Here is a 12,136-nt window from a genome sequence, read left to right as displayed (position 1 = left end):
GATTCTTATCAGGAAGGCAGGGGTTTTTCATGACAAGCAAGCCACAAGCCGTGATTTTTGCTTCTGATCCGGGAATCCGTGACGTTCTGGCCCGTCTGCTGGAGGAGTGGCATTGTGCGGTACGGCCCGGCAGGACAGCGGATGAGGCTCTGCAACTGCTGCGCTCCCTGCCTCCCAAACTGGTGGTGGGGGTGTGGCGGGAAGGGGAAGACCCTCTGCCTTTTCTGGCCCAGAGCGTACCTTTGCGTATTCCCGTTCTGGTTCTGTCCGGCAGTGTGGATGTGCATCTGGCTGTGGCCTGCATCCAGGCGGGTGCTCTGGATTTCATGCTTCTTCCCCTGGATGAGCCCCGGCTTCGGAAGATTCTTTCCCGTATTTTCGGAGAAAAGGGGGAGGTTTCCGGAGGGGCATCCATTGTCAGTCAGGATCCGGGGATGAAGCGGCTCATGGATCTCACCCTCAAGGTGGCCTCCAGCCGGGCACCTGTTTTCATACAGGGAGAGTCCGGAACGGGTAAGGAGCTTTTTGCCCGCATGGTGCATGAGAACAGTCCCCGCAGTCAGGGAGCCTTTGTGGCCATCAACTGCGCCGCCCTTCCGGAAAACCTGCTTGAAAGTGAACTCTTCGGCCATGAAAAAGGGGCTTTTACCGGGGCGACTTTCCGCAAGGAAGGAAAATTCGAACTGGCCCATGGCGGTACCCTGCTGCTGGATGAGGTGACGGAAATGCCCGTACACCTGCAGGCCAAGCTGCTGCGTGTTTTGCAGGAGGGGGCTGTGGACAGGGTGGGGGGTACCCGTCCCGTACGGGTGGATGTGCGTATTGTGGCCACCACCAACCGGGATCTCCGGCTTGCCATGGAAGAAGGAGAATTTCGGGAGGATCTTTACCATCGTCTGAACACCATCCCTTTGCGGATTCCACCGCTTCGGGACAGAAAGGGGGACATTCCCCTTCTTGTCCGTCATTTCATTGAAAAATACAATGCAGAGGACGGGAGAAGTGTCAGAGGTTTGACACAGGAGGCCCTGGATAGTCTGAGATCTGCCACCTTCAGCGGGAATGTACGGGAGCTTGAGAACGTGATCCGCAGGGCTGTGCTTCTCTGTGATGGTGTGGAAATCCGGGGGGAGGATCTGCTGCTGGAGGATGGGGGAGGGCCGAAGTCTGTCGTGGATATGGAGGCGGGTGGGGAATGGCTTTTACCCGAAAGCTTTGTGGATATCCCCCTGAAAGAGGTGGAGCGGCAGATGATTTTCCATACCCTGAAACGTTTTGATGGCAACCGTACCCATGCTGCCCAGCTTCTGGGAATCAGCGTGCGTACCCTGAGAAACAAGCTGAATGAGTACAAGGCTGATTCCGGCCTGCCTCCCGAGATCTGAAACCCGCGCAGTCTTCCCTTCTTTGCTCCGTCCTGTTTTATCCTTTCAAGGCATGACTTTTGCATTTTTTTCGATGCTACAGATGTCTGCAGGACGTTTGTCCCTGCTGGGCATCACAGGCGGTCTGGTCATGATCGCGGCCAGTTCTGGAACAAGGGAGGGAAAGAGTCCCTTGTCTGCTGCAATTTTGGGGAGGAGAGGATGGACACACACCGACTTTTTGACAGTACCTACAGGATGATGGGCAAGGGCCTGGATGTTGCCAGTTTTCGCCATGCACTGATTTCCGCCAACGTGGCCAATGTGGACACCATCCATTACAAGCCCAGGGATCTGGATTTTAACCGGACTCTGAACCAGGCTCTGGAGGGGCCACCTCCTTCCCGGGTCGCCATGACCCATCCGAAACATCTGGACAGAAATCCGGTCCAGGATCCCATCCGGGCTTCCGTTTATGACAATGCCGATGGCTACCATCTGGACTCCGTGGACATTGACGAGCAGATGGCCAATCTTGTGGAAAACAATATGCAGTACCGGACAACGGCGGAAATGATGATGCGGAAAATGACCATTCTGCGTCACACCATTGCCGAGGGAGGTAGCTGATGGTGGATCTTCTCAACTCATTTAAGATCAGTGGAACAGCCCTTGCGGCCCATCGCATGAAAATGAATGTCATTTCCCAGAACCTGGCCAACGTGGATACCACCCGGACGGAAGAGGGCGGGCCTTATCGCCGGAAGATGGTGGTGTACGAGGCCCGGAATACCGATGAAATTCCTCTGGGGCTACAGAAGGCAGAGGCCCGTGAACGGTACAGCGATCTCGGTTTTTATGAAATGTTTGAGCGGGAACGGGAGCGTGAGGGGGATCAGCGTGGGGTCAAGGTGACGGAGGTGGTACAGTCCCAGGAGGATTTTCGGCTGGTGTACAATCCCAGCCATCCGGATGCGGATCCTGTGACAGGGTATGTGGCCATGCCCAATGTGGATCACCTGACGGAAATGGCGGATATGCTGGTGGCCCGCAGGGCCTACGAGGCCAGCATCACGGCCATGAACAACACCAAGGCCATGATGATGAAGGCCCTGGAAATCGGTAAATAATCTTTTGAGAGGCTGTTTTTTCTGGCCTTTGAAGTAAAAGGAGACATACCATGGATTCCTTACGCGCTCCCTTTATCCCCCTTGCCGCACCGGGTTCCGGTCAGGCTGCTGGCAAGGCTGCTGCGGTACCGGCGTTTTCCGGAACAAGTTTTGCCGATCGTCTGAACGGGGCGGTTCTTGAGGTGAACGGCCTCCAGAAGACCTCGGATCTTGCGGCGGAAAAGGTGATTCTGGGGGAGCTGGAGATCCATGAGGGAATGATGGCTTTGCAGAAGGCGGATCTTTCCATGCGGCTTCTGGTGCAGGTTCGGGCCAAGTCCCTGGAGGCGTACAAGGAAATCATGCACATGCAGTTCTGATGCAGGCGGCTTTTGACTCTTAAACGGAAAAGCCTTCAGAAGCGGATTGATCCCCTGAAGGATGTGTGGGCCTGGGGAAGGGGACGCTGCTTCCCCGGATTGGAGTGTGGATCATGAATCCGGTCATTGAACAGATACTGGCCATCTGGCGGAATATGCCCCTTCCCCGAAAGGTGATTCTCGGGGCTGTGGTGCTGCTTACGGTGATCGGTTTTGCCTCTCTTTTTCTGGTGGCGAACAAGGTGGAATTTGGCATCCTGTACACCAATCTTGCGGAAAAGGATGCTTCGGAGATTGTGGAAAAGCTCCGGGAAATGCGTGTTCCCTATGAGCTGGAGGGGGGCGGCAGTGCCATCCGTGTACCTGCGGAAAGTATCCATGAGACCCGGCTTTCTCTGGCCGGAGAAGGATTGCCCAAGGGGGGCGGGGTCGGTTTTGAGGTTTTTGATAAAAGTGATTTCGGCACCACGGAATTTGTACAGAAACTGAATCTGCAGAGGGCCATACAGGGGGAACTGTCCCGCACCATACGGCAGTTTCATGAAGTGCTGGATGCCCGGGTTATGGTGGTCATGCCCAAGGAGTCGGTTTTTGTGGAAGAAACCCGTCCTCCCAGCGCTTCGGTTCTGCTGCGTCTGAAACAGGGAAGTGATCTTCCCCAGAGCAAGGTGGATGCGGTGGTACACCTTGTGGCTTCAGCCATTCAGGATCTGACGCCGGAACTGGTGACCGTTGTGGATACCCGGGGAAGGGTGCTGTACCGGGGCCGCACGGAAGCGGAAAAAATGGAGGAGATTGAGGGAACACGGGTCAGAAACCAGGTACAGTACAGGAATATCCGGGAAAAGGAGCTTTCAGAGCGCATTGAAAGTCTCCTGGAACGGGTGGTGGGCAAAGACAGGGCCATTGTCCGGGTGACGGCGGAGATGGATTTTTCCCGTGAGGAAATGAGTGAGGAGATTTTTGATCCCGAGGAAAGGGAGACCCCCTTTGTGCGCAGTCGCCAGAATCTCAATGAAGAAACGGAACGTCTGCGGGGGCCTGCGGGAGCCATTTCCAGCGTGAATCCCGTGGTTCCGCCCGGAACCGATGGAGGGCCTCTGGAGACCCTTGAAAAAGGGAAAAAACAGGATGACGTGGTCAACTATGAGTTGAGTAAAAGGGTAAGGAGCAAGGAGAAACCCTTTGCCGTGATGACCCGCCTGAGTGTGGCGGCTGTGATTGATGGCCGTTATGAGTGGCAGAAGGACGAGCAGGGGGTGCAGACACGGCGCTATGTGCAGCGGACGCCGGAAGAGATGGCCCAGTTTACGGAAGTGGTGAAAAACGCCATGGGCTTTTCGGATCAGCGGGGGGATCAGGTGGTGGTGGAATCCTTTGCCTTCAATCCCGATGAGGAGCCGCCTGCGGATGAGGATACCCTGACGGGGCTTGCCCGTCTGCGCAGGGATTATGGCCGGATTGCCGCCAATATCCTGCTGGTACTCATGCTCTTTTTCTTTGTGCTGCGGCCTATCCATAAAACCGTGAAGGAAATTCGGGAAAGTGCGGAAACACCGGCTCTGCCTGAACCGGCGGGCAGCCTTGTGGATATTACGGACGAAGAGCCTGTGGAGGAAGAGCTTTCTCTGGAGGAGCAGGCGGTTCGGTATGCCCAGGCGGACATGGATCGCACGGCCAATATTCTGAAGGGCTGGCTTCGGAATGAGGAATAGGGATTTTCTGTGAAGAGGGAGGAAGGGACAGATGGCGGAAGCAAAGGATAAAAAAAGCGGAGGCGTGAGTTCCGGAGCCCGGCGAACGGCGATTTTTCTCCTGCTTATGGGAGAAGAGTATGCCTCGGAGATGTTCCGTCGGATGAAGCCCCATGAGATCCGTATTGCGGCTGCGGCCATGGGCAGCATCGACAAGGTGGAGCCGGAAGAGGTCGCCGAGGTCTTATCCCTGTTTGTGGAGACTTATGAAGGGGAAATCAGTCTCATTGTGGAAGGGGATGACTTTTTCAAAAAGACCCTGGAAAAAGCCCTGGGATCAGAGGTGGCACGGGGGATCATCAAGGAAATCGAGGATGCCCGCAGGGAGATTCCCTTTGACTGGAGCCGTCGTATCAACGTGGATACCCTGGCCTCCTATGTGGGGGGGGAACATCCCCAGACCATTGCCATGATTCTGGCCCATCTGCCGCCTGAGGTGGCCTCTGAGATCATGATGGCCATTCCCAATGAAAAGAAGGGGGATATTGCCTACCGTATCGCTCTCTTGGGGCAGGTTCCCGAGGAGGTGGTGCGGGATGTGGACGAGGCCCTGCGGCGGGAGATGGAGGCCGTGGGTTCCAGTGTGGGGAAAACCGGTGGCTTGCAGGTACTGGTGGACATTCTCAATGGGGTGGACAAGAGTACCGAAGAAGTGGTCATGGAACTTATCGAAACCGAGGATGTGGATATGGCCACAGAAATCCGGGAGCTGATGTTTGTGTTCGAGGATCTGGTGCGGGTGGACGACAAGGCCATGCGCGAGATTCTCAAGAAGGTGGAAGGCGGCGAGCTGACCCTGGCTCTCAAGGCCACCAGCGAGGAAATGCGTCAGAAAATTCTGGGAAATCTCTCGGCCCGTGCTGCGGAAATGTTGCTGGAAGATCTGGAGGTTATGGGGCCTGTGAAGCTTTCCGATGTGGAGGAAGCCCAGCAGAAAATCGTAAGGGCGGCCAAGGAACTGGAAGAGACCGGCGTCATTACCCTGGGGGGCAAAGGAAAGGACGATGTCCTTGTCTGATAAAAAAAAATCTCCTGAAGAAGAGTGGCAGCAGATGGATGTGGGGGGACTCCGGAAGTTTGTACGGGAGGATATTCCGGATCGTTCCCTTGCTGCACAGAAGGATGCGAATTTCAGTACCATGTATACCCGGGAGACAAAGCCCCGGGATTCCTTTCTTTCTTTTATGGATCTGGCCAAAGAGCCTTCTCCACCGGCCAGGATTCAGGAAAAACCATCCCCTGCCCCGGGGGAAGGCTTTTCAGCGTCTGCTTTTAACCGGGCGCCGGGATCCCAGACTCCTCCCCCCAGACCGGAACATCGGGTCGCTCAGGGAGAGGGGAATGGCTTGCCTGAACTGGAAAAGGAGCGGGAGCAGGCGCGGGAGGCGGGATTTACCGAGGGACTTGTGCAGGGGCGATCCCAGGGGCAGGGTGAGGGATATGCCGCCGGATACGCAGAAGGTCTGGCGTCAGGGCGGGAAGAGGGGCTGGCCCAGGGGGCTGCGGAAGGATATGACAGGGGCTATGAGGAAGGAAAGGCTGCGGGTGCAGGCGAACTGAGCGCCCAGGCAGAAGAGCTGGCCCTTCTGGTGCAGACCATGGGGCAGCAGTGGCCAGCCATTCTTTCCCGGTATGAAAGGGAGATCGTTGCCCTTTCCCTGGACATTGCCGAAACCCTGGTGTTCGGTACCCTGGCCGTGGATACTGCGGTTGTGGAGCGGGCCGTGATTTCGGCTCTGAACCGTCTTCCCGATCCTCTGAAGGTGACGGTATCCGTGAATCCCGAAGATTATCCGCAGGTGGAAATGGCCAGGGAACGTTTTTTTGAACAGGTTCCGGATCTGCGTCAGCTGGAAGTGGCTGCGGATCCGGGAATCAGCCGGGGGGGATGCCGCATCAGTTCGGCTTCGGGCAGCATACGGGAAGATCTGAAGGAGCGGATGAAGGTGCTGAAGGAAACCCTCCTGCTGGCAGCGGATTCCCGGGGAGGGTGATATGGGGGCAGCCCTGGATTTTCAGATGGATTTTGCTTCCTATCACAGGCTGGTGGAGAAGACACCTCTGACCAGCCTGGAAGGTCGTGTGGTTCAGGTGGTGGGGCTGATTGCCGAGGCGGAAGGCATGGGCCAGGGCATTGGCAGTTTCTGCCGGATTCTGCTGGAGGAGGGAGAGGATCTGCTGGCCGAGGTGGTGGGGTTCCGGAAAAGCCACACCCTGCTCATGCCCTATGGCAGCACCCGGGGGATACGGCCCGGAAGCCGGGTACTGGTGCAGGCTTCACGGCCCCTGGCACCGGTGGGCAATGCCTTTCTGGGCCGGGTGATTGACGGTATGGGCAATCCCCTGGATGGCATGGGCCCCATAGAGGCGGATGCCGCGTATTCCCTTTACGGCCATCCCATCAATCCTTTGGACAGGGATCCGGTGAAGCAGCCCATGGATGTGGGCATCTGCGCCATCAACACCATGATTCCCCTGGGCCGGGGCCAGCGTGTGGCCATTATGGCCGGTTCCGGTGTGGGGAAAAGCGTGCTTATGGGCATGATGACCCGGCACACGGCGGCCGATGTGGTGGTGATCGGGCTGATTGGCGAGCGGGGCCGGGAGGTGAAGGACTTTGTGGAGGACATTCTGGGGGAAAAGGGCCGGGAGAAGTCCGTGGTGGTGGCCGCCACCTCGGATGTGCCCCCCCTTGTGCGCATGCGGGGGGCCTATCTGGCGACCACTCTGGCCGAGTATTTCCGGGATCAGGGCAAGGATGTGCTGCTGCTGCTGGATTCCCTCACCCGTTACGCCATGTCCAGCCGGGATGTGGGACTTGCTGCGGGGGAGCCGCCTACCACAAGAGGCTATACGCCCTCCTTTTTCGTGCAGGTGCCTGTTCTTCTGGAAAGGGCGGGGACACTGAAGGGGAAGGGCAGTATCACGGGGATTTATACGGTGCTTGTGGAAGGGGATGACATGAACGATCCTGTGGGAGACACGGTGCGTTCCATTGTGGACGGGCATATCGTGCTGTCCCGGCAGATCGCCAGCCGGGGCCAGTATCCGGCCATTGACGTGCTGGCCAGTGTCAGCCGTGTGGCCCGGGATGTGAGCCGTCCGGAAAATCTGGCTTTGCGGGAGCAGGCCATCCGTATGCTGGCCACCTACCGGGAAGCCGAAGACATGATCCAGATCGGGGCCTATGTGGATGGTTCCAATCCCCGTATTGACCTTGCCAAGAGGATCGCGCCGAAAATTATGGAATTTTTGCGCCAGCGTGTGGATGTGCGGGTCACTTCTGAGGAGGGGTATGCCGCTCTGGCCGGTATTCTGTCCGGAGACAGGGGCGTATGAAGCGCTTTGTTTTCCGCATGGAAGCGTTGCTGCGCTACCGCAGCTTTCAGGTACAGCAGGCGCTTCAGGCCCTTATGGTGGTGCAGCGTCTGCTGGAGGAGTGTGAAGGGGAGATCCGAACCCTGGAGGGGGAGCGCCAGGTGGCCCTGCTGCTTTTTGAGAAGGAAACCGTGGCGGGCATTTCCGGTGAGCGTTTTCGTCTGCATACGGACTTCATTGCGGATATGGAGCTCCGCCTTGTGAAACTTGAAGAAAAAAAACAGCGGATTTTGTATCAGCTCAAGGAAAAGCAGCATCTTCTGGATCAGGCCAGAATGGCGGAGAAGGCATTGGAAAACCTGAAGGCCCGGCGGAAGGACGAGTATTTCAAGGAAGTGGATTTGCAGCAGCAGAAGGAGGCCGATGATATGGTTTCCATCCGTAAAATCCGGGAGGGCATGTCATGAAAGGAAGGAAGACGGCTGGCTGGCTGACGGGCCTTGTGCTGTGCGGTATTCTGTTTTTTCCGCCAGGAGGGATGGGGGCGGAAGATCCGGCTCCCGCTGCGGAAACTGCGGAAGAGAAAACGGCAGATGGCGATACCGCCGCAGCTGTAGAAAAAACTCCGAATCCTGTGGTGACCGAGCTGGAGGGACTGGCCGAGCGACGGGAGGCTGTTGCCAGGGAAATGCTGGCCCTGGAGGAAGAGCGGAGGCGTCTGACCCTGTTGCGCAGGGAAGTGGAAGAAGAGGTGGCCCGCTTGCAGGAGCTGAACCGTCAGGTGTCGGAGGGCTTGGAACGGCTTTCCCGCAAACGCAGTGAGGCGGAACAGCGGGCGGACGCGGAGGATGCGGCGAAAATCCAGCAGCTGGCCCGTTTTTACGGTGGTATGAAAGCCAAGCAGGCGGCCCCGGTTTTTGACACCATGGAACTGGAAGTGGCGAAAAAAATTTTTCGGGAAATGCGGGCGGAGACGGCTGCGGATATTCTGGGCCGTATGAATCCGGCAAAGGCGGCCCAGATCAGTGAGGCCATGGCGGAAAAGGCGGTACGGATGCGGGAATAAAGGCGTGAAATCCGCCCTTTGGGGTGTCTGACGGATTCCACAGATTCAGGAATGCTGGAAGAAATTGCAGGCGCATGGGATTCCCATGCGCCTTTTTTCATGGCGTGATGATGAGATCAATATCCTGCCAGCCTATTTTTCCATGGAGATCCGTTGCTGTGAGGCGGATGGTATGATTCCCGGCAGTCAGGGTGGAAACGGCAAGATTTTCTCCTGTACCGATCTGCCCATCCCGGTTGGAGGACCAGCGGAGCTGAGTCCCCGTAAGAATGCCATCCTCAGCGTCGTTTCCACTGCCGCGAAACTGGATGAGGCTGCTGATGCGGAAGCTTGTCCCCGTAGCGGGGAGGAGGATAAGGGCTACGGGTGCGGTGTTTTCCACCTCAATGCCTATGGTTGCCGGTGTGCTGGGAATGCCTTGGGAATCCCAGGCCACCAGGCTAAGGGTGTGGACTCCTGTCGTGAGAGTGTTGCTGCTGAAGCTTTCTCCCGTACCGATCTGCTGATCCCGGTTGGAGGTCCAGACCAGATTCGCTCCGGAAAGACGTCCGTCTTCCGTATCGCTTCCCTGTCCGTGAAAGGTGATGAGTTCTCCTGCCTTGAACTTTGCCTGATCCAGGGGCTGGACAATGGTGGCGGTGGGCCGGGTATTGGTTTTGGGGTTGATGGTGATGGCAACGGTTTTGTACCCTTCGATTCCCTGACTGTTTCGGGCGAGAAGGGTGATGGTATGGGCACCGGGGGCCAGATTGGTTTTTCCGAAGCTTTCTCCTGTACCGATGGGATTGGTGGTTTCCCTGCTGGAGTGCCAGGTAAGGAGACCGCCGGAGAGAAGGCCTTCCAGAGGATCTTCGGCCTTTCCACGGAAGAGAATCAGCGTATCCGTTTCAAAGGACTGATTGGCTGTGGGTTCGAGGATGGTCACAGTGGGGGCTGTCTGGGTTCTGGGGGTAATGGTGATGCTGGTGCTGGTCAGGGCCTGTACGCCATGGCTGTTCCGGGCTGTGAGGGTAAGGGTGTGGCTTCCCACAGAAAGATCATCCCGCACAAAGTTTTCTCCCATGCCGATTTCCTTGTCTTTGGAAGAGCGCCAGACAAGGTTCTGGCCCACAAGTCTTCCTTCCACGGGATCGGTGGCGCTTCCCTGGAAGATGATGGTATCGCCCTTTTCAAAGCTGCTTCCCGTAGCAGGGCTGGTGATGGCGGGTACCGGGGGGGCAATGTTTTTGGGGTTGACGGTGATGGTGACACTGCTGCTGTTTTCAATGCCCCTGCTGTTCCGGGCTTTCAGGGTCAGGATGTGGGTTCCGGTGGAGAGGTCATCCCGGCTGAAACTTTCTCCTGTACCGATTTCCTTGTCCCTGGAAGAAGTCCAGGTCAGTGCGGTTCCGGAAAGTCTGCCTTCACTGGAATCGGTTGCCGTGCCTTCGAAGGAGATGAAGTCTCCCTGTTCAAAAATTGCGGCAGCCGCAGGGTTTTTAAGGGTTACCGTTGGCGGTGTGCTGCCCAGAGGGCTTATCACCAGGGTAATGCTGGCGATTCCCTGGCGTCCCTGACGGTTCTCCGCCACCAGGGTAATGGTATGGGTTCCTGGAGAAAGCGTGTTTTTAACAAAACTCGTTCCGGTACCGATCTGCTGATCCCGGCTGGAGATCCAGACCAGTTGCGGGCCGGAGAGCAGCCCCTCTGTGGCATCCTCGGCCTTTCCAGTGAAGGAAACGGTGCTGCCTTCTTCGAAGGTTGTGTTGGTCTGGGGGCTTAAGATGGTTGCCTGGGGGGGATCCGTGGATGCGGTTGTTTTTTCCGAGTCCCCTGTGGCCACGATGAGGACAAAGCCCAGAACCAGCAGGACAAGCTGTAAGAGAGAGCGGCAGGGGGGGGGGAGTGCGGTCATGGTCACCTCATCTTTTCTTGGGATCGTGCTCTGCACCCTGAAAGTGCATGGCTGTCTGTGCGGAACGGCCTGGTTTATACTCCAAACTGTCATTGTTGTTACAACGTCATGGCAGTGCCAGGCTGAAAATGATATGATAGTGCCGTGTTTGACCTTTCAACTTTAAGGAGGACTCCAAGCATGGCACTACAGATCAATTTGAGTGAAACAGAGCAAGTCATTGTTAAGCGTGAACGGCTGGAGCATCCAAATTTGATGGTACGGCGTAAAATGGATGCTCTGTGGTTGTTGCATCATGGACACACACGAGCTGAAGCTGCTGATATCGTTGGCGTTACACGAATGACAGTACAAAGATACGTGAGATACTATAGAGATGGTGGTTTAGAGGCTCTTTTCCGGACGGATCGCATAGTACCTGTCAGTGCAATGGATGAATATCGGAGTACCATTGTCACCTCCTTTCAAAAAAATCCTGTTCGCAGTGTAGCCGAAGCTCGTGAAAGAATAGAATCTCTTACAGGCATACGGCGCAGTTTGTCCCAGGTACGGCAGTTCTTGATCAGACATGGACTGCGTTGGCAACGAATGGGGGCTATTCCTGTTCCCCCTAAAAAAAACTCGAAGAGCATGTAGCTGAACAGAAAAAATTCCATGATGAAGAACTACAACCACGTCTGGATGCTGCAAAAAATGGAGATGGACATGTTTTTTTCGTAGATGCAGCCCATTTTGTTTTTGGAACATTTCTATGCTGCATGTGGTCATTTACACGGATATTTGTTCGTGCAGCATCTGGCCGACAGAGGTTCAATGTTTTAGGCGCATGGAATGCAATCACTCAAGAATTGATTACCGTTACAAATACCACAGTGGTCAACCGGGACACCATGTGTGAATTGCTTCGGAAGATCTCTGACCGGAAGCTGGTTGGCCCAGTTACACTGGTCTTGGATAATGCCCGATACCAGCACAATACCGTTGTGAAAGAACTCGCAGAGGATCTGCAAATAAAACTGCTTTTTTTGCCATCGTACTCACCGAACCTGAATCTTATTGAAAGACTTTGGAAGTTTATCAGAAATGATTGCCTCTATGGGAAATATTACGAAACATTTCAGGATTTTCGAGGTAGCATCGAAGGCTGCATAGAAAAACTTCCAACGACTCATCGAAATGCTATGAAAAAGCTTATGACGCTCAAGTTTCAAACTTTTGAAGATGTCACATTACTGGCCGCGTAGAGTATAA

12 protein-coding genes and 1 pseudogene are annotated in these 12,136 nt (G+C 55.9%); 12 read left to right on the top strand and 1 reads right to left on the bottom strand.

Translation table 11 applies throughout. The features are described 5' to 3' along the window. Window positions 1-29: 29 nt before the first annotated feature. The 10 genes from BR04_RS05065 (at window position 30) to BR04_RS05020 (ending at window position 8,991) form a co-directional block, all read left to right on the top strand. On the top strand, window positions 30-1,385 hold the full coding sequence (locus BR04_RS05065; RefSeq protein ID WP_496354914.1) for a sigma-54-dependent transcriptional regulator: 1,356 nt from the start codon (window positions 30-32) through the stop codon (window positions 1,383-1,385). A gap of 201 nt (window positions 1,386-1,586) precedes the next feature. After that, complete coding sequence (flgB, locus tag BR04_RS05060; RefSeq protein WP_496354913.1) at window positions 1,587-1,994, top strand: flagellar basal body rod protein FlgB; 408 nt, start codon at window positions 1,587-1,589, stop codon at window positions 1,992-1,994. 2 nt (window positions 1,995-1,996) lie between these two features. Beyond that, window positions 1,997-2,494 carry a flagellar basal body rod protein FlgC gene (gene flgC / locus BR04_RS05055; protein WP_496355056.1) on the top strand — a complete coding sequence of 166 codons (498 nt, stop codon included), beginning with the start codon at window positions 1,997-1,999 and terminating at the stop codon, window positions 2,492-2,494. A gap of 50 nt (window positions 2,495-2,544) precedes the next feature. Continuing rightward, entirely contained in the window at window positions 2,545-2,853 is a 309-nt protein-coding gene (fliE, locus tag BR04_RS05050; protein ID WP_496354912.1) for a flagellar hook-basal body complex protein FliE, read from the top strand. A gap of 113 nt (window positions 2,854-2,966) precedes the next feature. Continuing rightward, on the top strand, window positions 2,967-4,568 hold the full coding sequence (fliF, locus tag BR04_RS05045) for a flagellar basal-body MS-ring/collar protein FliF (protein WP_496354911.1): 1,602 nt from the start codon (window positions 2,967-2,969) through the stop codon (window positions 4,566-4,568). Window positions 4,569-4,599: 31 nt separating this feature from the next. Continuing rightward, window positions 4,600-5,625, top strand: coding sequence for a flagellar motor switch protein FliG (fliG, locus tag BR04_RS05040; protein ID WP_496354910.1), 1,026 nt, complete (start codon window positions 4,600-4,602; stop codon window positions 5,623-5,625). Beyond that, a complete protein-coding gene (locus BR04_RS05035; protein ID WP_496354909.1) occupies window positions 5,612-6,601 on the top strand; it encodes a FliH/SctL family protein in 990 nt (329 codons plus the stop codon). The genes fliG and BR04_RS05035 overlap by 14 nt, the downstream gene beginning before the upstream one ends. A gap of 1 nt (window position 6,602) precedes the next feature. Next, window positions 6,603-7,946, top strand: a complete 1,344-nt coding sequence (locus tag BR04_RS05030) for a FliI/YscN family ATPase (protein ID WP_496354908.1) — start codon at window positions 6,603-6,605, stop codon at window positions 7,944-7,946. After that, a complete protein-coding gene (locus tag BR04_RS05025) occupies window positions 7,943-8,392 on the top strand; it encodes a flagellar export protein FliJ (RefSeq protein WP_496354907.1) in 450 nt (149 codons plus the stop codon). The genes BR04_RS05030 and BR04_RS05025 overlap by 4 nt, the downstream gene beginning before the upstream one ends. Then, the gene (locus tag BR04_RS05020) at window positions 8,389-8,991 is read left to right on the top strand and encodes a MotE family protein (protein WP_496354906.1); all 603 of its coding nucleotides are present in this window, start codon (window positions 8,389-8,391) and stop codon (window positions 8,989-8,991) included. The genes BR04_RS05025 and BR04_RS05020 overlap by 4 nt, the downstream gene beginning before the upstream one ends. Before the next feature lie 97 nt (window positions 8,992-9,088). Here BR04_RS05020 and BR04_RS05015 read toward each other — a convergent pair whose 3' ends face one another. Further along, window positions 9,089-10,885 carry an Ig-like domain-containing protein gene (locus BR04_RS05015; RefSeq protein ID WP_496354905.1) on the bottom strand — a complete coding sequence of 599 codons (1,797 nt, stop codon included), beginning with the start codon at window positions 10,883-10,885 and terminating at the stop codon, window positions 9,089-9,091. 180 nt (window positions 10,886-11,065) lie between these two features. Between BR04_RS05015 and BR04_RS05010 the strand changes: the two genes are divergently transcribed. Then, entirely contained in the window at window positions 11,066-11,521 is a 456-nt protein-coding gene (locus tag BR04_RS05010; RefSeq protein ID WP_496354904.1) for a helix-turn-helix domain-containing protein, read from the top strand. Between the two features lie 11 nt (window positions 11,522-11,532). Continuing rightward, a pseudogene (locus BR04_RS05005) lies at window positions 11,533-12,129 on the top strand (IS630 family transposase); the annotation flags it as partial. Window positions 12,130-12,136: the final 7 nt, after the last annotated feature.

It is taken from the genome of Desulfobotulus sapovorans DSM 2055 (assembly GCF_059569355.1).
The sequence above is the reverse complement of the archived record's forward strand: the minus strand, read 5'-3'. Positions and strand labels throughout refer to the sequence as shown.

Coding starts and splice junctions, on each gene's coding strand:
- BR04_RS05035 (WP_496354909.1), top strand. CDS start 5,612: ATGTCCTTGTCTGATAAAAAAAAATCTCCTGAAGAAGAGTGGCAGCAG.
- BR04_RS05065 (WP_496354914.1), top strand. CDS start 30: ATGACAAGCAAGCCACAAGCCGTGATTTTTGCTTCTGATCCGGGAATC.
- BR04_RS05020 (WP_496354906.1), top strand. CDS start 8,389: ATGAAAGGAAGGAAGACGGCTGGCTGGCTGACGGGCCTTGTGCTGTGC.
- BR04_RS05010 (WP_496354904.1), top strand. CDS start 11,066: ATGGCACTACAGATCAATTTGAGTGAAACAGAGCAAGTCATTGTTAAG.
- fliG (WP_496354910.1), top strand. CDS start 4,600: ATGGCGGAAGCAAAGGATAAAAAAAGCGGAGGCGTGAGTTCCGGAGCC.
- BR04_RS05025 (WP_496354907.1), top strand. CDS start 7,943: ATGAAGCGCTTTGTTTTCCGCATGGAAGCGTTGCTGCGCTACCGCAGC.
- BR04_RS05015 (WP_496354905.1), bottom strand. CDS start 10,885: ATGACCGCACTCCCCCCCCCCTGCCGCTCTCTCTTACAGCTTGTCCTG.
- fliE (WP_496354912.1), top strand. CDS start 2,545: ATGGATTCCTTACGCGCTCCCTTTATCCCCCTTGCCGCACCGGGTTCC.
- fliF (WP_496354911.1), top strand. CDS start 2,967: ATGAATCCGGTCATTGAACAGATACTGGCCATCTGGCGGAATATGCCC.
- BR04_RS05030 (WP_496354908.1), top strand. CDS start 6,603: ATGGGGGCAGCCCTGGATTTTCAGATGGATTTTGCTTCCTATCACAGG.
- flgB (WP_496354913.1), top strand. CDS start 1,587: ATGGACACACACCGACTTTTTGACAGTACCTACAGGATGATGGGCAAG.